17 protein-coding genes are annotated in these 21,030 nt (G+C 61.4%); 4 read left to right on the forward strand and 13 right to left on the reverse strand.

Going from position 1 to position 21,030, the window contains the following annotated elements; translation table 11 throughout:
• Position 1: 1 nt before the first annotated feature.
• Genes NY023_RS26280 through NY023_RS26290 form a run of 3 tightly spaced genes read right to left on the reverse strand, consistent with a single transcriptional unit; the run spans position 2 to position 5,204 of the window.
• Positions 2-3,055, reverse strand: a complete 3,054-nt coding sequence (locus NY023_RS26280; protein ID WP_013974698.1) for an efflux RND transporter permease subunit — start codon at positions 3,053-3,055, stop codon at positions 2-4.
• Complete coding sequence (locus NY023_RS26285) at positions 3,052-4,119, reverse strand: efflux RND transporter periplasmic adaptor subunit (RefSeq protein ID WP_013974699.1); 1,068 nt, start codon at positions 4,117-4,119, stop codon at positions 3,052-3,054. The genes NY023_RS26280 and NY023_RS26285 overlap by 4 nt, the downstream gene beginning before the upstream one ends.
• Complete coding sequence (locus NY023_RS26290) at positions 4,116-5,204, reverse strand: efflux RND transporter periplasmic adaptor subunit (RefSeq protein WP_024087886.1); 1,089 nt, start codon at positions 5,202-5,204, stop codon at positions 4,116-4,118. The genes NY023_RS26285 and NY023_RS26290 overlap by 4 nt, the downstream gene beginning before the upstream one ends.
• A gap of 457 nt (positions 5,205-5,661) precedes the next feature.
• Between NY023_RS26290 and NY023_RS26295 the strand changes: the two genes are divergently transcribed.
• Positions 5,662-6,213, forward strand: coding sequence for an RHS repeat-associated core domain-containing protein (locus NY023_RS26295; protein ID WP_255248790.1), 552 nt, complete (start codon positions 5,662-5,664; stop codon positions 6,211-6,213).
• Positions 6,214-6,569: 356 nt separating this feature from the next.
• On the opposite strand, the gene NY023_RS26300 is transcribed toward NY023_RS26295, so the two are convergent.
• Positions 6,570-6,842, reverse strand: a complete 273-nt coding sequence (locus NY023_RS26300; protein ID WP_023660782.1) for a DUF3077 domain-containing protein — start codon at positions 6,840-6,842, stop codon at positions 6,570-6,572.
• Positions 6,843-7,369: 527 nt separating this feature from the next.
• On the opposite strand from NY023_RS26300, the gene NY023_RS26305 reads away from it, so the two are divergent.
• Complete coding sequence (locus tag NY023_RS26305; RefSeq protein WP_013974702.1) at positions 7,370-7,825, forward strand: REP-associated tyrosine transposase; 456 nt, start codon at positions 7,370-7,372, stop codon at positions 7,823-7,825.
• 105 nt (positions 7,826-7,930) lie between these two features.
• Here the strand turns inward: NY023_RS26305 and NY023_RS26310 are convergent, their stop codons facing one another.
• The 7 genes from NY023_RS26310 to NY023_RS26340 all read right to left on the reverse strand — a co-directional run bounded on the left by NY023_RS26310 (position 7,931) and on the right by NY023_RS26340 (position 16,239).
• Positions 7,931-8,824: an ABC transporter permease subunit gene (locus tag NY023_RS26310; RefSeq protein ID WP_003258560.1), complete on the reverse strand. Its 894-nt coding sequence runs from the start codon at positions 8,822-8,824 to the stop codon at positions 7,931-7,933.
• Positions 8,821-9,741 carry an ABC transporter permease subunit gene (locus NY023_RS26315; RefSeq protein WP_013974703.1) on the reverse strand — a complete coding sequence of 307 codons (921 nt, stop codon included), beginning with the start codon at positions 9,739-9,741 and terminating at the stop codon, positions 8,821-8,823. Before NY023_RS26315 ends, NY023_RS26310 begins: the two co-directional genes overlap by 4 nt.
• A complete protein-coding gene (gene potA / locus NY023_RS26320; protein WP_013974704.1) occupies positions 9,738-10,880 on the reverse strand; it encodes a polyamine ABC transporter ATP-binding protein in 1,143 nt (380 codons plus the stop codon). The genes NY023_RS26315 and potA overlap by 4 nt, the downstream gene beginning before the upstream one ends.
• A 71-nt stretch (positions 10,881-10,951) precedes the next feature.
• Complete coding sequence (locus NY023_RS26325; RefSeq protein WP_044047171.1) at positions 10,952-12,046, reverse strand: polyamine ABC transporter substrate-binding protein; 1,095 nt, start codon at positions 12,044-12,046, stop codon at positions 10,952-10,954.
• Between the two features lie 158 nt (positions 12,047-12,204).
• Positions 12,205-13,302 carry a polyamine ABC transporter substrate-binding protein gene (locus NY023_RS26330; protein WP_013974706.1) on the reverse strand — a complete coding sequence of 366 codons (1,098 nt, stop codon included), beginning with the start codon at positions 13,300-13,302 and terminating at the stop codon, positions 12,205-12,207.
• A 170-nt stretch (positions 13,303-13,472) separates the two neighbouring features.
• The gene (locus tag NY023_RS26335) at positions 13,473-14,834 is read right to left on the reverse strand and encodes an aspartate aminotransferase family protein (RefSeq protein WP_013974707.1); all 1,362 of its coding nucleotides are present in this window, start codon (positions 14,832-14,834) and stop codon (positions 13,473-13,475) included.
• A gap of 46 nt (positions 14,835-14,880) precedes the next feature.
• A complete protein-coding gene (locus NY023_RS26340) occupies positions 14,881-16,239 on the reverse strand; it encodes a glutamine synthetase family protein (protein WP_013974708.1) in 1,359 nt (452 codons plus the stop codon).
• 41 nt (positions 16,240-16,280) lie between these two features.
• Between NY023_RS26340 and NY023_RS26345 the strand changes: the two genes are divergently transcribed.
• Both NY023_RS26345 and NY023_RS26350 read left to right on the forward strand, forming a co-directional pair.
• A complete protein-coding gene (locus NY023_RS26345) occupies positions 16,281-16,541 on the forward strand; it encodes a hypothetical protein (RefSeq protein WP_023663073.1) in 261 nt (86 codons plus the stop codon).
• A gap of 272 nt (positions 16,542-16,813) precedes the next feature.
• Positions 16,814-18,190: a glutamine synthetase family protein gene (locus NY023_RS26350; protein ID WP_003259348.1), complete on the forward strand. Its 1,377-nt coding sequence runs from the start codon at positions 16,814-16,816 to the stop codon at positions 18,188-18,190.
• 151 nt (positions 18,191-18,341) lie between these two features.
• Here NY023_RS26350 and argA read toward each other — a convergent pair whose 3' ends face one another.
• The gene (argA, locus tag NY023_RS26355) at positions 18,342-19,640 is read right to left on the reverse strand and encodes an amino-acid N-acetyltransferase (protein WP_013974710.1); all 1,299 of its coding nucleotides are present in this window, start codon (positions 19,638-19,640) and stop codon (positions 18,342-18,344) included.
• A gap of 124 nt (positions 19,641-19,764) precedes the next feature.
• On the reverse strand, positions 19,765-20,907 hold the full coding sequence (gene argE / locus NY023_RS26360; RefSeq protein WP_013974711.1) for an acetylornithine deacetylase: 1,143 nt from the start codon (positions 20,905-20,907) through the stop codon (positions 19,765-19,767).
• Between the last annotated feature and the right edge of the window lie 123 nt (positions 20,908-21,030).

Genomic DNA, 21,030 nt, shown 5'->3' on the forward strand with positions numbered 1-21,030 from the left:
TTCAGTTGTGTTTCTGTGGCTCGCGGATCTTGTACCAAGCCACATACAAGGCCGGCAGGAACAGCAGCGTCAGCAGGGTCGCCACGATGATCCCGCCAATCATGGCGTAGGCCATCGGCCCCCAGAACACCTCGCGGGCAATCGGGATCATGCCCAGGCTCGCCGCCGCCGCGGTCAGCAGAATCGGCCGGCGCCGGTGGTTGGTTGCCTCCACCACCGCATCCCACGGCGACAAGCCCTGGGCTTCGAACTCGTCGATCTGCGTCACCAGGATCACCGAGTTACGAATGATGATGCCCGCCAGCGCGAGAATGCCGAGAATCGCCACGAAGCCCATGGGCGTACCTGTGGGCACCAGCGCAATGATCACGCCAATCAACCCCAGCGGCGCCACGCTGACCACCAGGAACAGCTTCTGCACGCTGTGCAGCTGGATCATCAGGAACGTCGCCATCAGGAACAGCATCAGCGGGATGACCTTGCGGATCGGCCCCTGCGCCTTGGCGCTCTCCTCCACCGTACCGCCGGTGGCCACTTCGAAGCCCACCGGCAACTTGCTGGCGAACTCGTCGATCTTCGGCTTCAGCTGGGCCACCAGGTCGGTGGGCTGGATGTCGCCGTTGACCGAAGCCTTGATGGTGATGGTCGGCTTGCGGTCGCGACGCCACACCAGCGGCTGCTCCAGCTCGTAGCGCACGGTGGCGAACGCCAGCAGCGGGATCGAAGTGCCGTTGGGTGTCAGGATCTGCAGGTTCTGCAGGGTATCCGGCGAGCCACGCTCGCTGTCCTCGGCACGGGCGACCACGTCGACCAGGTAGATGTTGTCGTTGACCTGGGTGATCTGCACGCCGCTGACGATGCTGTTCATCACATTGGCCACGTCCTCCGACGACAGGCCCAGCTGGCGCGCCTTGTCCTGGGCGATTTCCACGCGCAGCACCTTACCCGGCTCGTTCCAGTCGTAGATCATCTCGCCGATGTGTTCGTTCTGGTCGAGCAAGGTGGCCAGCTCGATGGCGTGCTTGCGAACCTCGTCGATATTGGCACCGCTTACCCGATACTGGATCGGTCGGCCCACCGGTGGGCCCATTTCCAGCGATTGCACGTTGGTGCCGACGCCAACGAATTCTTCATGCAGGATCTTCTGCAGGCGCTCCATCATGGCCTGGCGTTCTTCGAAGCCCTTGCTGACGATCACCAACTGCGCGTAGTACGGGTTCTGCAACTGCTGGTCGAGGGGCAGGTAGAAGCGGATCGCGCCCTGGCCGATATAGGTACTCCAGTGCACCAGGTCCGGGTCGTCCTTGATCCGCGCCTCGAAACGGTCGACCACCTTGCGCGTCTCCTCGATCGAGGCGTTCTGCGGCAGGTTGAGGTCGACGAGGATTTCCGGGCGGTCAGAGGACGGGAAGAACTGGTTCTGCACGAAGCGTTCGCAGAAGATCGCCAGGGCGAACAACACCACGGTGCCGATGATGGTCAGCCAGCGGTTGCGCATGCACCACAACAAACCATGCTCGAAGGCCCGGCCGACGCGCCCCGGCTCGGCTTCATGGTGTTTGAGCTTGGCACTGCTGAGGATGTGCACGCCTAACACCGGGGCGAAGAATACCGCCACCACCCACGACACCATCAGTGCCACGGCAATTACCGCAAACAGCGTGTAGGTGTATTCACCGGCCGAACTGGCGTTGAGGCCGATCGGCACGAAGCCGGCCACAGTCACCAGGGTGCCGGTGAGCATGGGGAAGGCTGTGGAGGTATAGGCAAAAGTCGCCGCCTGCTCCTTGCTTTCGCCCATTTCCAGCCGTGTGACCATCACTTCCACAGTGATCATCGCATCATCCACCAGCAGGCCCAGGGCGATGATCAGCGCCCCCAGCGAAATCCGCTGCATGGTGATACCGCTGTACTCCATGAACACGAACACCATGGCCAGCACCAGCGGGATCGAGCAGGCCACCACCAGCCCGGCACGCACGCCGAGGCTGACGAAGCTCACCGCCAGCACGATCACCACCGCCTCGAACAGCGCACTGGTAAAGCCGCCGACCGCTTGCTTGACCACCACGGCCTGGTCGGAAACAGTGTGCACCCCGACGCCCACCGGCAGGTCTTCGACCACCTGGTCCATGCGTTTTTTCAGCGCCGCGCCGAACACCTGGATATTGCCGCCGGCCTTCATGCCGATGGCCAGGCCCAACGCCGTCTGGCCGTTGTAGCGGAACATTGGCGAAGGGGGGTCGACGTAACCACGCTCGATATCGGCGATGTCGGCCAGGCGGAAGAAGCGGTCGTTGATCTTCAGGTTGACGGTTTCCAGGTCTTTTTCCGAGGTGAACTGCCCGGAGGTACGCACCGAGATACGTTCCGGCCCGGCCTCGATCACGCCGGCAGGGGTCACGGCGTTTTGCGATTGCAGGGCCTGCATGACCTGGCGCTGATCGATGCCCAGGGCTGCCAGCTTGCGGGTAGAGAAGTTCAGGTACAGCACTTCGTCCTGGGTGCCGATCAGCTCGATCTTGCCGATGTTGGGCACATCGCGCACTTCGGCCCGCGCCTGTTCCACGTAGTCGCGCAGCTGGCGCAGGGTCAGGCCGTCGGCGGTGAAGGCATAGATAGAACCGAACACATCGCCGAATTCATCGTTGAACCCGGGCCCCTGGATGCCTGCAGGGAACTCACCGCGAATGTCCTGGATCTTCTTGCGCACCTGGTACCAGATTTCCGGGATGTCCTTGGCCTTGGTGGTGTCGCGCAGGTACACGTAGACCGTGGATTCGCCGGGGCGGGTGTAGCTTTTGGTGTAGTCGAGGGAGTCGAGTTCCTCGAGCTTCTTCTCGATACGGTCGGTGACCTGGTACAGGGTTTCGTCCTGGGTCGCGCCGGGCCAGCGGGTCTGGATGACCATGGTCTTGATGGTGAACGACGGGTCTTCCTCACGGCCCAGGTTGAAGTAGGAAAAGATCCCCATCAGCAGGCCGACGAACATCAGGTACCAGACGAACGATTGATGCTTGAGTGCCCAGTCGGACAGGTTGAAGCTTCCTTTCATTGCGCATCCTCGTCGAAGGTGACCTTCTGGCCAGGCTTGAGGCTGTTCACGCCCGCAGTCACCACCCGCTCGCCGGGCTGTACGCCCGAGGTCAGGACGATGCTGTCGGCGGTTCGACCGATCAGGGCCACATCACGGGTGGCCACGGTCTTCTGCTGCGTATCAATCACCCATACCTGGGTCTTGCCGTCGCGCTCGAGCAAGGCACTCAAGGGCAGTTCGCTGCGCGGCGACACCTCCGAACTCAGGGTCACGCTGATGGCAGTGCCCAGGTGGAAGGCCGCCGGGGTGCTGGCCAGGGTCAGGCGCGCGCGGCGGGTGCGCGTGGTGGCGTCGGCCTGGGGTTCCAGTTCCCGCAGGCTGGCGGTGGTGTTGATGGTCGGGTCCAGCTGCGAAGCAACGGTGAAGGTCAGGCCTTTGCTCAACTGCTCGGCCAGGCCGATCGGCAGATCGATCACCGCTTCCTTCACATCCGGCCTGGCCAGGGTTACCACGGCCTGGCCGGCGGTGACGGTTTGCCCGGCTTCGGCCTGCCAGGCAGTGATTACCGCGGCGTGGTCGGTGCGCAGGGTGCTGTAGTCGAGCTGGTCACGCGCCTGGCTGAGTGCAGAGCGCGCCTGCTCCAACGCCGCGCTGGTGGTTTTCAGGTTGGTCTGGGCGATATCCAGCTGGGCCTGGGCGCCTACGCCACGGTCATATAGCTGTTGCTGCCGGCGGGCATCGGCCTGGGCGTTGATCCACTGCGCCTGCACCTTGGCCAGGTCGCCTTCGGCGGCGCGCAACTGGTTCTGCTGGTCGGTCGGGTCGAGGGTGGCCAGGGTATCGCCCGGTTTCACCTGGGCGCCCACATCCAGCCAGCGCCGGGCAATACGCCCGGAAACCCGGAAGCCCAAGGTGCTTTCGAAACGGGCCTGGATACTGCCGGCGAAGCGGCCGAGCTGCGACTGCACCTGGGGTTCGACCTTGACCGACAGCACCGGCCGAATCGGTTCCGGCACTTCATCCTCGCTACTGCAGCCGGCCAACAGCACGCCGGCCGACAGCATCAGCAGCAGGCGCTTCATAGCTCACCCCCTTTGGCCTTGGCATCGATCTTCAGCACCTGCATGCCGGGGTGCAGCAACTGCCCGCCATTGACCACCACGGTCTCGCCGCCTTTCAGGCCACTGGCGACCACGATCCTGCCGGTGAGGTAACGGCTGACCTCGACCTTGCGCAGCTCTACCTTGTCACCCTCGCCCACCACCCACACGGCGGGCTCATGCAGGGCTTTGGTCAGTGCCGACCATGGCAGCTCGATACTTGGCCGGCCCTGGGCATTGGTGGTGGCCGTCACCGGTGCACCCAGTTGCATCCCTGGCGGCACATCCCTCAGCCCGACCTTGACCTGTACCGTGCCGCTTTGCGCGGACACCGTGGGGGTGATTTCGCGCACGAAGCCACGGGCCTGGACCTTGGGGTCGTCCAGCAGGCTGACGATCACGCCGGCGTCGCTTGGCGGAGCCACCAGCAGCGATTCGTAGACATTGAACACGGCATCACGGTCGCCATCGGTGGCCAGGCTGAAGATCGGCATGGTCGCCTGCACCACCTGGCCAACCTCGGCCTGGCGCTCGGTGATGACCCCATCGGCCTCGGAGACCAGCGCGGTATAGCTCAGTTGTTCGTTGGCATTGGCCAATTGTGCCTGTGCGGCCTTGAGCGCGCTCTGGTTGCTACGCAGCGCGGCTTCGGCGGAATCGTATTCGCTCTGGCTGGTGTAGCCCTTGGGCAACAGCTTTTGCTGGCGTACGAAGGCAGCGCTGGTCTGGGTGACCCGCGCCTGCGCGGCGAACACCTCGGCCTTGGCCGAGTCGACATTGTTCTGCAGGTCTTTCGGGTCCAGCCGCGCCAACACCTGGTTGGCCTTTACGTGGTCGCCGACATCGACGCTGCGCGAAATGATCTTGCCGCCCACCCGGAACGACAGGTCGGTCTGCACCCGCGCCTGCACATCGCCAGTCAGGGTGACCCTGGCAGCGAAATCGGTGGGGGATACCTGTTGCACGCCTACGCGTGGCAATGTTTCGGTGGTTTCTTCCTTACTACAGCCCGACAGCAGGGACACAAGCCCCAGGCAGACGACCAACAGCGGACGTATCAACGTCATGCAGGCTCCTTGCTTGCGCGCAAATGATTCGTGGGATGCGACTGTTAGCGTAGATCAGGGTTCGATAAACATCACTGACGGGGATCAGTTCAGCATTTTCAGCGCCTGTCGGGCGGGCGGGTCTGCGAATCGGCCGCACAGGTCAGACGGTCCACCAAAAACCTAGCATTTATGCCAGTAGCTGGAAGCATGCGACCGTTACATAGTGAGATGACCTTGGTCGAACCGACAAACTCAGCTACGCCTGGGCAATTTCTGTCAAAGTCTGAAACTGAGAAGCCATATGGACGCGCGCGAAACTTCACTCCGTTTTTACCAGAACAACAGATGTACCACCGAAATCTGCGGGTCTGTAACACGCTCGTATTTTCACCATGAGGGGAACCTCTTGGCACAACGCACGGCAGGTGCAGATACACCGCTTTTACTCTTCGCAGTGAACAGCAGCAACACAGTGATGAGTGCGTTCGAACAGGCTGGTAGAACGCAGTACCGTTATACCCCGTACGGCCAACGCCCGGCCTCTGCCGATTCTAATATGCCTTTGGGATTCAATGGCGAGCAGCTGGACGAAGTAACAGACTGTTACTCGCTGGGTAATGGCTATCGTCAGTATAGTCCCGTGCTGCAGAGGTTGTGCAGCCCCGATGATGAAAGCCCGTTTGAGGAAGGTGGGTTGAACCCCTACGCGTATTGTGTAGGGGACCCGGTGAACAACGTTGACCCCACCGGGCACTTTTCTTTCTCATTACTTTTTATGGCTACGACAGAATTAGCCAGCCTTGGAACACTCACTGCAAGTTTTATTGTAAAAGATCCTAAAGCCCGAGATGTTCTACAGGGCGTATCTGGGTTACTTACAGCCGTCGCGCTTGCGGCGGGTGCCTATAACCTGGGTAAGCGCATCCCTCTACGACCATCGCGGGGTGCCCCCGTGGGCAGAGGGAATACTGCTCAACCGCCCGGGATTCCCCAAAACAATAATCACCGAAGTGCCGCGAGAAGCTAAATTCCGTTCCGCCCGAGAGCAACAACGAGAGTTTCGAACTCAATGGGCTTTACATGGCTCCACGAACGTACATTATCCCTCGAGCAAGGATCCAGCCTAGTGTAGGTTCGAGCACACCAGCGAATTTTGGAAGCACACCAGCGAATAGACATCCAACACCGGGCGCACCAACGACAGAGCTCCCTGCTGGCGTGAAAAAGATTCGTAATTTAAAGAACTGACGGGAATTTATTAGGCATTTCCAGCGCCTGCGCGGGCCTCTTCGCGGGCACGCCCGCTCCCACAGGATGGTCGCCAGCCTCAAGCCTGCGCTGTACCTGTGGGACCGGGCGTGCCCGCGAAAGGGCCGGTACAGGTCAGAGCTGAACTGAAGCCTTGTTCAGTCCCAGTTCGATGTCATCGATCAGTGCTTTGGCAAAACCGCTCAGAATTCTCGCGGCACTACCGGCCAGCCGGTCATTTTCCATCTCGGCTTCGGTCGTCAGGTGATTGATGCACCCGAGCATGACGGAGAGTTCGGAGAAGGCATGGTTGAAAGGGATATTGGCCTGGACGCGGAAAAGGTCCATGCAGGTTTCTTTACCGACGGTGCTGCTGTTTTTTGGGTGATCTGGAACGTGCGTTGTCATGGTCGGAATCCAATGTCGTTTATAGAACCGCCAGCTCATCTTTCTCACGGATAAGGGGTGGCAGCCGTACGCGGGGTGAGAAAACCGAGGACATTGAACCCGGCCAGGCCGAGGCCTGCCCACGCAAGGCCGCCATGACAGGAAGCCTGTTCAACATCGAGCGGGTTTCTCACACCCGGTCACCTTGATTGGCGACTCGACGACGTTATCCCTGGGGCATTTCCCCTACAACAGAGCAGCTTCCACACGGCTCGTAGGATAATTCCCAAGCCGATCCAACTGAAGCCTTTGGTTTGAGTTGATGAAAAGTCGTACACCTTCAGGGCCTCTTCGCGGGTGAACCCGCTCCCACAGGGTTATGTGCAGCCTTCAGGACCTGCGCAATACCTGTGGGAGCGGGTTCACCCGCGAAAGGGCCGGTACTGCCATCCGCAAGCTTCTGCCATATTCAGAAACCATGATCTACGCAGCACCTGTATCTCAGCCACTACCTTTGAAAAGTCACCTGCTTTTCAAGGAAGAAGCCAATGTCGCGAGCCCAGTCTCACCTGCTTCGCCGTGGTCGCTATTCAGAACTTGGCCGGCTCTATCTGCTGACCACCGTCACCCACCAGCGCAAGCCGCTGTTCCATGATTTCCACCATGCCCGGCTGGTCATTCACCAACTGCGACAATCAGACCAGGAACATGCCTGCCGATCATTGGCCTGGGTGCTGATGCCGGACCATCTGCATTGGCTGATTGAGTTGAAAGGTACGACGTTGGGCACCTTGATGCGAAGGTTCAAGTCCAGGTCCAGTCTGGTTTTGCATCAGGCGGGGGTTGAGCATGATCCGGTATGGCAGTCTGGGTATCAGGACCGGGCATTAAGAAGGGAAGAAAGCATGGTGCATGTCGCCAGGTACATTGTTGCCAACCCCTTGCGGGCAGGCCTGGTCAGAAGTGTCAGGGACTATCCACATTGGGATGCAGTCTGGCTTTGAATCTGTGCTGGGGCCTTCGCGGGTAAACCCGCTCCCACAGGGATTAACACAGGCTCGAGGCAGTGATATTCCTGTGGGAGCGGGTTCACCCGCGAAGAGGCCAGATCAGGCAGACGCCGCAACCTGCGCCGGGCGCTTCACCTGTGGCTGCGAAGCATTCGCTGCAGCGCCCTCTTCGATCGCCTGCTGTATCGCCTTGCGACGGCGCTCTTCGGCCTGGCGGCTGAAGTACCAGACGAAGAAGGTCACCAGCGATACCGACAGCAGGATCAAGCTTGCCACGGCGTTGATCTCCGGCTTCACGCCCAGGCGCACCGCCGAGAACACTTCCATCGGCAAGGTGGTCGAACCAGGGCCGGAGACGAAGCTCGCCAGTACCAGGTCATCCAGCGACAGGGCGAACGACATCATGCCGCCCGCAGCCAGCGACGGCGCGATCATCGGGATGGTGATCAGGAAGAACACCTTCCACGGCTTGGCACCCAGGTCCATCGCCGCTTCCTCGATCGACAGGTCCAGCTCCCGCAGGCGTGCCGACACCACCACCGCTACATACGCGGCACAGAACGTGGTATGGGCGATCCAGATGGTGACGATGCCGCGCTCCTGCGGCCAGCCAATCATCTGCGCCATGGCCACGAACAGCAGCAACAGCGACAGGCCGGTGATCACCTCAGGCATTACCAGCGGCGCGGTAACCAGGCCACCGAACAGCGTGCGGCCCTTGAAGCGGGTAACCCGGGTCAGCACGAACGCCGCCAAGGTACCCAGCGCCACCGCCGCCACCGCCGTGTAGCAGGCGATTTCCAGCGAACGCATCACCGAACCCATCAACTGGGTGTTGTCGAGCAGGCCGACGTACCACTTCACCGACCAGCCACCCCACACCGTCACCAGCTTGGAGGCGTTGAACGAGTAGATCACCAGGATCAGCATCGGCAGGTAGATGAACAGCAAGCCGAGCACCAGCATCAGCTTGGAGAAACTGAAGCGCTTCATGCCCTGCCCTCCATTTCTTTGGCCTGGCTGCGGTTGAACAGCAGGATCGGCACGATCAGGATCGCCAGCATGACCACCGCCAGCGCAGAGGCCACCGGCCAGTCACGGTTGTTGAAGAACTCTTGCCACAGCACCTTGCCGATCATCAGGGTTTCCGGGCCGCCAAGCAGTTCAGGAATCACGAACTCGCCCACCACCGGGATGAACACCAGCATGCAGCCGGCGATGATGCCGTTCTTCGACAGTGGTACGGTGATCTTCCAGAAGCTGTTGAAGGTGCTCGAACCCAGGTCCGAAGCGGCCTCGAGCAGGCTCGGGTCGTGCTTCACCAGGTTGGCGAACAGCGGCAGGATCATGAACGGCAGGTACGAATAGACCACGCCGATGTACACCGCCAGGTTGGTGTTGAGGATCTGCAGCGGCTGGTCGATCAACCCGGTCCACAGCAGGAAGCCGTTGAGCAGGCCGTTGTTGCTGAGAATGCCCATCCAGGCATAGACGCGGATCAGGATCGCGGTCCAGGTCGGCATCATGATCAGCAACAGCAGGACCGTCTGGGTCTCCTTCTTGGCGTTGGCAATGGCATAGGCCATCGGGTAGCCGATCAGCAGGCACAGCAGGGTGCTGAAGAAGGCCATCTTCAGCGAGCCCAGGTAGGCCGAGATATACAGCTCATCCTCGGTCAACAGGCCATAGTTGGCCAGGTTGAGCACCAGCTGCAGCTTGTCTTCGACGTAGCTGTAGATCTCGGTATACGGCGGGATCGCCACGTCGGCTTCGGCGAAGCTGATCTTCAGCACGATGAAGAACGGCAGCATGAAGAACAGGAACAGCCAGATGAACGGCACGCCGATCACCAGGTGCCGCCCCTCCGGGGTAATACGCTGGAAGGCTCGCTTGAGCTTGCGCAGTTTCATGACCGCAGTACCACGCCGCTGTCGTCTTCCCACCACACGTACACTTCATCGCCCCAGGTCGGGCGGGTGCCCTGGCGCTCGGCGTTGGCGACGAACGACTGGACGACCTTGCCGCTCGGCAACTCGACGTAGAACACCGAGTGGCCACCCAGGTAGGCAATGTCGTGAACCTTGCCGCGCGACCAGTTGTGCTCGCAGGTCGGTTGCTGGGTGGTGACCAGCATCTTTTCCGGGCGCAGGGCGTAGGTAATGTGCTTGTCTTCCACCGACGTGGTGATGCCGTGGCCGACATAGATCTTGCGCTCCAGCTCCGGGCTGGCAATGATCGCGTGGCCTTCGGCGTCGTCGACCACTTCACCTTCGAACAGGTTGACGTTGCCGATGAACTCGCACACCAGGCGGCTGGTAGGCGTCTCGTAGATGTCCACCGGCGAGCCGATCTGGGCGATCCAGCCCAGGTGCATGATGGCGATGCGCTGGGCCATGGTCATGGCCTCTTCCTGGTCGTGGGTCACCATCACGCAGGTCACGCCAACGCGCTCGATGATCTCCACCAGTTCCAGCTGCATCTGCGAACGCAGTTTCTTGTCCAGTGCACCCATCGGCTCGTCGAGCAGCAGCAGCTTGGGGCGCTTGGCCAGCGAGCGGGCCAGTGCCACGCGCTGGCGCTGGCCGCCGGACAGCTGGTGCGGCTTGCGCTTGGCGTACTGGGTCATGTGCACCAGCTTGAGCATCTCGGCCACGCGGGCGTCGATCTCGGCCTTGGGCATCTTGTCCTGCTGCAGGCCGAAGGCGATGTTCTGCGCCACGGTCATGTGCGGGAACAGCGCGTAGGACTGGAACATCATGTTGATCGGCCGCTCGTAGGGCGGCATGTCGGTAATGTCGACGCCATCGAGGAAGATCCGCCCTTCGGTCGGGCGCTCGAAGCCGGCCAGCATGCGCAGCAAGGTGGACTTGCCGGAACCGGAGCCCCCCAGCAGAGCGAAGATCTCGCCCTTGCGGATTTCCAGGGACACATCGTCCACGGCTACCGTTTCGTCGAACTTTTTCGTGACCCGGTCGATCTTGACCAGCACCTGCTTGGGTTGCTGGCCACCCTCGAGGGCTTTTTTATAGGCACCGGAGGCAACTGCCATGAGTGAAACTCCCAACAAGATTTTTGTGCCCGCGAGCCCTGTTCTAAAGGTGCCGCCACGGGCCTGGATTTTTACTTGCCCGACTTGACCTTGGTCCAGCTACGGGTCATCAGCCGTTGCACCTTGGGTGGCAACTCTGAATTCACGAACATCTTGTTCAGCACTTCCTGCGGTGGGTAAACCGCGGCGTCAGTCCTCACGGCCTGGTCCATCAGGTCGCCAGCCTTGGGGTTCGGGTTGGCGTAACCGACGTAATCACTGACCTGGGCGATAACCTCAGGCTTCAGCAAATAGTTGATGAAGGCATGCGCCTCTTTGACGTTCTTGGCGTCCTTGGGAATCGCCAGCACGTCGAACCAGAGGTTGCCGCCTTCCTTGGGAATTGCGTAGGCCAGGTTCACGCCCTTCTTCGCTTCTTCGGCGCGCGCCTTGGCCTGGAACACATCACCCGAGAAACCTGCCGCGACGCAGATGTCGCCGTTGGCCAGGTCGGTGATGTACTTGGACGAGTGGAAGTAGGTCACGTACGGGCGTACCGCCAGCAGCTTTTTCTCGGCGGCCTGGTAGTCCTTGGCATTGGTGCTGTTGGGGTCCAGCCCCATGTAGTTGAGCACCGCCGGCAGCATCTCGTCCGCCGAGTCGAGGAAGGCCACGCCGCACTTGGCGAGCTTCTTCATGTTCTCGGGCTCGAACAGCACTGCCCAAGAGTCGATGGTGTCCACGCCCAGCGCGGCCTTCACCTTGTCGACGTTGTAACCGATGCCGTTTGTGCCCCACAGGTAAGGCACGGCGTACTGGTTGCCCGGGTCGTTCCTTTCCAGGCGCTTCATCAGCGCCGGGTCCAGGTTGGAATAGTTGGGCAGCAGGTTCTTGTCGAGCTTCTGGAACGCGCCCGCCTTGATCTGCTTGCCGAGGAAATGGTTGGATGGCACGACCACGTCATAGCCGGTGTTGCCGGCCAGCAGTTTGCCTTCCAGGGTTTCGTTGGAGTCGAACACGTCTTGCACGGGTTTGATGCCCGTGGCTTTCTCGAAGTCCGCGAGTGTGGTCGGGCCGACGTAGTCGGACCAGTTGTAGAAGTGCACCGTAGGCGCCGCTTGGACGCTGCATGCCAGCGTCAGGCCCGCTCCAGCCATCAAGGCCTTGCGGAATACAGAAATGGACAAGTGGGTGGTCCTCACAATCAGTGCCTGGGTAGCGACAGTGCTGCCGCACACGCAAAACCGGCGCGCAACTTACCTTCGCAGCTTCGATGCCGCAATCATCAATTGCCTTTCACTGGCTCTGGGCCGGGGTTCCCCGGCCCAGAGGTACCGCATCGGGCTTATTTGCCCGATTTGATCTTGGTCCAGCTGCGGGTGATCACACGCTGGGCAGACGCTTCAGGCGCAGCGATCGCGTACAGCTGCTTCTTCACGTCAGCTGGCGGATAGATGCTCGGATCGCTGGTGATTTCCTTGTCCACGAACTGGGTGGCGGCAGCGTTGCCGTTCGGGAAGCGCACGGCGTTGGTGATCTCGGCCATGATTTCCGGCTGCATCAGGAAGTTCATGAACTGGTAGGCAGCGTCTTTATGCTCGGCATCCTTGGGGATGGCGACCATGTCGTAGAAGGTACCGGCACCTTCCTTCGGAATGACGTAGTCCACCTTGACCTTGTCGCCAGCTTCGTGGGCACGGGCCTTGGACTGCTCCAGGTCACCCGAGTAACCGACAGCTACGCAGATGTTGCCGTTGGCCATGTCGCCGATGTACTTGGACGAATGGAAGTAGGTGATCGAAGGACGGATCTTGAGGAACAGGTCCTCGGCGGCCTTCAGGTCTTCCTTCTTGGTGCTGTTGCTCGGCAGGCCCAGGTAGTGCAGCGCAGCCGGGAGCATTTCGGTCGGGGCATCGAGGAAGCTCACGCCGCAGCTCTTGAGCTTGGCGATGTTCTCAGGCTTGAACACCACGTCCCACGAGTCGATCTTGTCCACGCCCAGCGCGGCCTTGACCTTCTCCGGGTTGTAGCCGATGCCGATCGAGCCCCACATGTACGGGAAGGCGTGCTTGTTGTCCTTGTCGCTGGCATCGCCAACGGCCTTGAGCAGGTCAGGGTCGAGGTTCTTCCAGTTCGGCAGCTTGGAGCGGTCCAGTTCCTCGTACACGCCAGCCTTGATCTGCTTGGCCAGGAAGTTGTTCGAAGGCACGACGATGTCATAGCCCGACTTGCCTGCCAGCAGCTTGGCTTCGAGGGTTTCGTTGCTGTCGAATACGTCGTACTTGACCTTGATGCCCGACTGCTTCTCGAACTTGGCGATAGTGTCCGGAGCGATGTAGTCCGACCAGTTGTAGACGTTCAACACCTTGTCTTCAGCCTGAACAGCGGTAGCCATGGCACCCATCAGGGCGGTGGCCAGCAACGTCTTGCCCAATTTATTCATGCGTAATGCTCCAGAATTTTTTATTTAGCCAACTGTTCAGCAGCCAGGACCTACGGTGCAGAGCGCGCGGCGACTGAAACAGTCGCTAGTCTGGCAAGTTACAAGGCTCTGTATCAAGGAAAGCAGGGCCTTGTAACGACTTAATGTCACATCGCTAGCCTAGCAAACTGTCAACGAATCGCTTCGAGCGTCAGGTCCAGGCATTTGCGTGCCTTTTCCACCAGTTCGTCGATCTCTGCATGGCTGATCACCAGCGGCGGCGCAATGATCATGGTGTCACCCACCGCACGCATGATCAGGCCGTTTTCGAAGCAGAAGGTGCGGCAGATCATGCCTAAGCCCTTGCCTTCGTAACGGCTGCGGGTGGCCTTGTCCTTGACCAGCTCGATCGCGCCGAGCAGGCCCAGGCCGCGTACCTCGCCCACCAGAGGGTGGTCCTGCAGCTCACGCAAACGCTTTTGCAAATAAGGTGCCGCTTCGGTGCGCGCCTTCTCGACGATTTTCTCGTCGCGCAGGATGCGCAGGTTTTCCAGGCCCACCGCCGCCGCTACCGGGTGGCCGGAGTAGGTGAAGCCGTGGTTGAAGTCGCCGCCTTCGCTGAGTACCTGGGCCACGGTGTCACGCACGATCACACCGCCCATGGGGATGTAACCGGAAGTCAGGCCCTTGGCGATGGTCATCAGGTCGGGCTTGAGGTCGTAGTAGTCGGAGCCGAACCACTCGCCGGTACGACCGAAACCGCAGATCACTTCGTCGGCGACGAACAGGATGTCGTACTTGGCGAGGATCTCCTTCACCTTCGGCCAGTAGGTTTCCGGCGGGATGATCACGCCGCCGGCGCCCTGGATCGGCTCGGCGATAAAGGCGGCGACGTTGTCTTCGCCGACTTCGAGGATTTTCTGCTCCAGCTGATCGGCCGCCCACACCCCGAACTCGTCCGGGGTCATGTCGCCGCCTTCGCCGAACCAGTAAGGCTGCGGGATATGCACGATGCCAGGAATCGGCAGGCCGCCCTGCTCGTGCATGCCGCTCATGCCGCCCAGGCTGGCGCCAGCCACGGTGGAGCCGTGGTAGCCGTTGATGCGGCCGATGATGGTCTGCTTCTGTGGCTTGCCTTTCAGCGCCCAGTAATGGCGGACCATGCGCAGCACGGTGTCGTTGCCTTCGGAGCCGGAGCCGGTGAAGAACACATGGGTCATGCCTTGCGGCGCCACGTCGGAGATTGCCTTGGCCAGTTCCAGCGCAGGCGGGTGGGCAGTCTGGAAGAACAGGTTGTAGTACGGCAGCTCGCGCATCTGCTTTTCTGCCGCCTGCACCAGTTCTTCACGGCCATAGCCCACAGCCACGCACCACAGGCCAGCCATGCCGTCGAGGATCTTGTGCCCCTCGCTATCCCACAAATGCACACCCTGGGCCTTGGTGATGATGCGCGGCCCCTTCTCCTTCAGCTGCTTGTAGTCGCTGAAGGGCGCGAGGTGATGCTCCCCGCTCAGGGTTTGCCATTCACGGGTTTGCGGGTTGTTGACGCTCATGTGCTTCTCCGTTGTTCGACAGCCGCGTCCTGCGGCACCAAGTTGATCAGACAGCAAACAGCAGGAACTCACGCTCCCAGGAACTGATGACTCGCTTGAAGTTCTCGTGCTCGGCGCGCTTGGTAGCGACGTAGCCGGTGATGAACTTCTTGCCCAGGTACTGCACCAGTGCACGGCTGTTTTCCATGCGTTCCAGGGCATCTTCGATGGTCAGTGGCAGGCGCAGGTTGCGGCGTTCGTAGCCACGGCCCTGCACCGGCGCGCTGGCGTCGATGCCTTCGACCATGCCGATGTAGCCACACAGCAGGCTGGCAGCGATGGCCAGGTATGGGTTGGCGTCGGCGCCTGGCAGGCGGTTCTCGACCCGGCGGCTTTGCGGGCCGGCGTCCGGCACGCGCAGGCCGACGGTACGGTTTTCCTCGCCCCACTCCACGTTCACCGGCGCCGAGGTGTCGGGCAGGAAGCGACGGAACGAGTTGACGTTGGGGGCGAACAGCGGCAACGCCTCGGGGATGAACTTCTGCAGGCCACCGATGTGGTGCAGGAACAGTTCGCTCATGCTGCCGTCGTCGTTGCTGAAGATGTTCTTGCCGGTGGCCACGTCGACCACGCTCTGGTGCAGGTGCATGGCACTGCCTGGCTCACCGGTCATGGGCTTGGCCATGAAGGTGGCGGCCACATTGTGCTTGAGCGCGGCCTCGCGCATGGTGCGCTTGAACACCAGGATCTGGTCGGCCAGGTGCAGGGCGTTGCCATGACGGAAGTTGATCTCCATCTGCGCCGTGCCGTCCTCATGGATCAGCGTGTCGAGATCCAACTGCTGCAGTTCGCACCAGTCGTAGACGTCTTCGAACAGCGGGTCGAATTCGTTGGCGGCTTCGATCGAGAACGACTGACGGCCGGTTTCCGGCCGGCCCGAACGGCCTACCGGGGGCTGCAGCGGGAAGTCCGGGTCTTCGCTGCGCTTGGTCAGGTAGAACTCCATCTCCGGCGCGACGATCGGCTGCCAGCCCTTGTCGGCGTAGAGCTTGAGGACTTTCTTCAGCACGTTGCGCGGCGACAGTTCGACCGGGTTGCCCTTCTTGTCGTAGGTATCGTGGATCACCTGGGCGGTCGGCTCGATGGCCCATGGCACCAGGAACACGGCGTTCTCGTCGGGGCGGCAGATCATGTCGATGTCCGCCGGGTCCAGCAGTTCGTAATAGATGTCGTCGTCGACGTAGTCGCCGGTCACGGTCTGCAGCAGCACGCTCTCGGGCAGGCGCATGCCTTTTTCGGCGATGAACTTGTTGGTAGGCGAAATCTTGCCGCGCGTGATGCCGGTCAGGTCACTGATCATGCATTCGACTTCGGTGATCTTGTGCTCTTTCAACCAATCGGTGAGCTGGTCGAGGTTGTTACTCATAAATACCTCAGGAGGTAAGGTGGTCCGCGCACTGATTCTGGATGGAGTACATTGCTAAAGCAAAAACCCCCGCGCAGAGCCGCAGTGGATACACTGAAAACAAGTGTGTCCGTAATGAGTTCGAAAGGCAGGAAGACGAAACGAAGGGCGGCAAGCCGCTACGAGGGCAGGTCCGGGAGCGCCAAACGTCAATTATTGCGGCCAGGGCGGCCACGCCATTGACGAAGCTTGCAAAAATGACGGATGTACCCGATGGCACTGCGCAGGCAGTACTTTCAGGTCTCGGCAAGCGGACCATGTGACCCTCGTATTATTGTGTTCTGGGTTGAGACCGAGCTTAGCCTTGTTCATTTTTTTACACAACACCTCCGTAAAAAATAAAACACGGTTGGTCGGAGATAGCCCTTTGCGAGGGAAATAGCGGATAATGGCTTGCCCCGATATGCAGCAAATCTGCCGTCGATGTGCCATTTCAGGGCATCATGGGGTTGGCTTGACATCAGTTTGTCTTTTCGATTGACTGGTCTTGCAAGCCCCCCTTGATTGATATTTTTAACAACAAAGGTGTTGCATCATGTCGGTACCCCCGCGTGCCGTTCAGCTTAACGAAGCGAACGCGTTCCTTAAGGAACATCCTGAGGTTCTCTACGTTGACCTTCTGATTGCAGATATGAATGGTGTGGTGCGTGGCAAGCGCATAGAGCGCACCAGCCTCCACAAGGTTTACGAGAAAGGCATCAACCTGCCTGCCTCCCTCTTCGCCCTGGACATCAACGGTTCCACCGTTGAAAGCACCGGGCTGGGCCTGGACATCGGCGATGCTGACCGCATCTGCTATCCAATCCCTGACACCCTCTGTAACGAGCCGTGGCAAAAGCGCCCAACCGCTCAGCTGCTGATGACCATGCACGAGCTCGAAGGCGAGCCGTTCTTCGCCGACCCGCGTGAAGTGCTGCGTCAGGTGGTGAGCAAGTTCGACGAACTGGGCCTGACCATCTGTGCCGCGTTCGAGCTGGAGTTCTACCTGATCGACCAGGAGAACGTGAACGGTCGCCCGCAGCCACCGCGCTCGCCAATTTCGGGCAAGCGCCCGCAGTCGACGCAGGTGTACCTGATCGACGACCTCGATGAATATGCCGACTGCCTGCAGGACATCCTGGAAGGCGCGAAGGAGCAAGGCATCCCGGCCGACGCCATCGTCAAGGAAAGCGCCCCGGCGCAGTTCGAAGTCAACCTGCACCACGTGGCCGACCCGCTCAAGGCCTGCGACTACGCAGTACTGCTCAAGCGGTTGATCAAGAACATCGCCTACGACCATGAAATGGACACCACCTTCATGGCCAAGCCCTACCCGGGCCAGGCAGGCAACGGCCTGCATGTACACATTTCCGTGCTGGACAAAGATGGCAACAACATCTTCACCAGCGAGGATCCCGAGCAGAACGCCGCGCTACGTCACGCTGTCGGCGGTGTGCTCGAGACCCTGCCCGCGTCCATGGCGTTCCTTTGCCCGAACGTCAACTCGTACCGCCGCTTCGGCGCGCAGTTCTATGTACCGAACGCGCCAAGCTGGGGCCTGGACAACCGCACCGTGGCCCTGCGCGTGCCGACCGGCTCGCCGGACGCCGTACGCATCGAGCACCGCGTGGCTGGTGCCGACGCCAACCCGTACCTGATGATGGCCGCCGTACTGGCCGGCGTGCACCATGGCCTGACCAACAAGGTAGAACCGGGTGAGCCGATCGAAGGCAACTCGTACGAGCAGCTGGAGCAGAGCCTGCCGAACAACCTGCGCGATGCCCTGCGCGAGCTGGACGACAGCGAGATCCTGAACAAGTACATCGATCCGAAGTACATCGACATCTTCGTCGCGTGCAAGGAGAGCGAGCTGGAGGAGTTCGAGCACTCGATCTCCGACCTCGAGTACAACTGGTACCTGCATACCGTGTAAACGAAAACGCCGCCCACAAGGGCGGCGTTCTTGTTCAAGATTGGTGTCGACTGCTTCGCGGGTAAACCCGCTCCCACAGGGACCGCGCCGGCCTCAGGCCCGGTGAAGATCCTGTGGGAGCGGGTTCACCCGCGAAGAGGCCAGTACAGGTTTACAAGGGCTTCTCGAAAATCTTCGAATTACGCTGGTAGTTGTACAGCGAAGCCCGCGCCGCTGGCAGTCGCTCGACCCCACTCGGCGCAAACCCGCGTTCGCGGAACCAGTGCGCGGTACGCGTCGTCAGCACGAACAGGGTGTTCAGCCCCAGCTGTCGCGCCCGGCTTTCGATGCGCTCCAGCAGCTCGTCGCCACGCCCGCCATGGCGGTACTCGGGGTTCACCGCCAGGCACGCCAGCTCGCCGGCGTCGGAGTCGGCAATCGGGTACAACGCCGCACAAGCGATGATCATGCCTTCGCGCTCGACCACGCTGAACTGCTCGATCTCCCGCTCCAGCACCTCACGCGAACGGCGTACCAGGATGCCCTGCTCTTCCAGCGGGCTGATCAGCTCCAGCAAACCGCCCACGTCCTCGATGGTCGCCTCGCGTACCACTTCGAACTGCTCCTGCGACACCAGCGTGCCGCCACCACCACGGGTGAACAGCTCGGTCAGCAAGGCGCCGTCCTCGGCATAGCTGACAATATGGCTGCGCGCCACGCCGCCTTTGCAGGCTTCGGCCGCGGCATCCAGCAATTCGCCCTGGTAATCGCTGCCCAGACGCTGCAGATGCGGGGCAACCTGCTGCGGGCGCAGCTCACGTACCAGCTTGCCATCGGCATCCAGCAGGCCCGGCTCGGCACCGAACAGCAGCAGCTTGTCGGCACCCAGTTCGATGGCGGCGCGGGTGGCCACGTCTTCGCAGGCCAGGTTGAAGATTTCACCCGTGGGCGAGTAGCCCAGCGGCGACAACAGCACGATGGAGCGCTCGTCGAGCAGGCGGCTGATACCCTTGCGGTCGACCCGACGCACTTCGCCGGTGTGGTGGTAGTCCACGCCTTCGAGCACGCCGATCGGCCGCGCCGTGACCAGGTTGCCGGACGCCACACGCAGGCGCGAGCCCTGCATCGGCGAAGCGGCGATGTCCATCGACAGGCGTGCCTCGATGGCCAGGCGCAAGGCGCCGACGGCATCGATCACGCAATCCAGGGTGGCGGCATCGGTGATGCGCAGGCCACGGTGGTAGTGCGGGGTCAGGCCGCGATCAGCCAGGCGGCTTTCGATCTGCGGGCGCGAGCCATGCACCAGCACCAGGCGCACGCCCAGGCTGTGCAGCAGCACCAGGTCGTGGACGATGTTGCCGAAATTAGGGTGTTCCACCCCATCGCCAGGGAGCATGACCACGAAGGTGCAGTCGCGATGGGCATTGATATACGGGGAGGCATGACGCAGCCAGTTGACGTAGTCGGGCATGACAGGGCCTGTGGATAAGTGGACGGAGAACGGCGATACAGGGGGCGTTCAGGATCATCGTCGGAACAGGCTTGCGGTCACACGCGGTCTCCTCTAGGCAGGAACGAAACAGTTCGGTTGACGTTTAGTCCAGGCAATAGTGCCGGATCAGGTCACGCAATAGACGCACGGTAGGCTCGATTCGTGACATTTCAAGGTATTCGCCGGGCTGGTGAGCACAGGCGATGTCGCCGGGGCCCAGCACGATGGTCTGGCAACCCAGTTGCTGAAGATAAGGCGCTTCGGTGCCGAACGCCACCGCTTCGGCGCGATGGCCGGTCAGGCGCTCCGCCACTTGCACCAACTCGGCGTCGGCTGCCTGCTCGAAAGGCGGCACCTCCGGGAACAACGGCGCATAGTCGATGCGCACCTCAAAGCGCTCTGCCACCGGCATCAGCTTGGCGCGAATGGCCGCGCGCAGTTGCTCCACATCCATGCCTGGCAGCGGGCGCAGGTCGAACTCCAGGGCACATTGGCCGCAGATTCGGTTGGGGTTGTCGCCGCCGTGGATGCAGCCGAAGTTCATGGTCGGGGTCGGTACGGTGAACTGCGGGTTGCGGTAGGTCTGCTGCCATTGCTGGCGCAACCCCATCAGCTCGCCCATCACTGCGTGCATGGCCTCCATGGCGCTGCGGCCCAGGCTTGGGTCCGAGGAGTGGCCGCTGCGCCCGAGGATGTCGATGCGGTCCATGAGGATGCCTTTGTGCATGCGGATCGGCCGCAGCCCGGTGGGCTCGCCGATCACCGCCGCACGGCCGAGCGGCTGGCCAGCCTCGGCCAAGGCACGGGCCCCGGACATAGAGCTTTCTTCGTCACAGGTGGCGAGGATCAGCAGCGGCTGCTTGAAATCGTGCTCCAGCAATGGGATGACCGCTTCGATGACCAGGGCGAAGAAGCCCTTCATGTCACAGCTGCCCAGGCCGACCCAGCGGCCGTCGGTTTCGGTCAGTTTCAGCGGGTCGCTGGCCCACAGCTGTTCGTCGTAGGGCACCGTGTCGCTGTGCCCCGCCAGCACCAGGCCACCCGGGCCGGTGCCACGGCTGGCCAGCAGGTTGAACTTGCCGGGGCTGACCTGCTGGATGTCGCACTTGAAACCCAGGTCACCCAGCCAGCCGGCCAGCAGGTCGATGACCTGGCGATTGGACTGGTCCAGCGCAGGCTGGGTGCAACTGACCGAGGGCGCGGCGATCAGGGCGGCGAACTGGTCTTTCAGCGTCGGCAACGGCATGCGCGTACTCCTCGGAAGCGTTGCCCATCATAACAATGCCGTCCAATCGTGTGGGCTTCTTCGCGGGTAAACCCGCTCACACAGGGAAAGCGCCGCACCTGAGGGCAGCACAGGACCTGTGGG

Source organism: Pseudomonas sp. NBB, from assembly GCF_032701105.1.
GTDB lineage: Bacteria > Pseudomonadota > Gammaproteobacteria > Pseudomonadales > Pseudomonadaceae > Aquipseudomonas > Aquipseudomonas asiatica.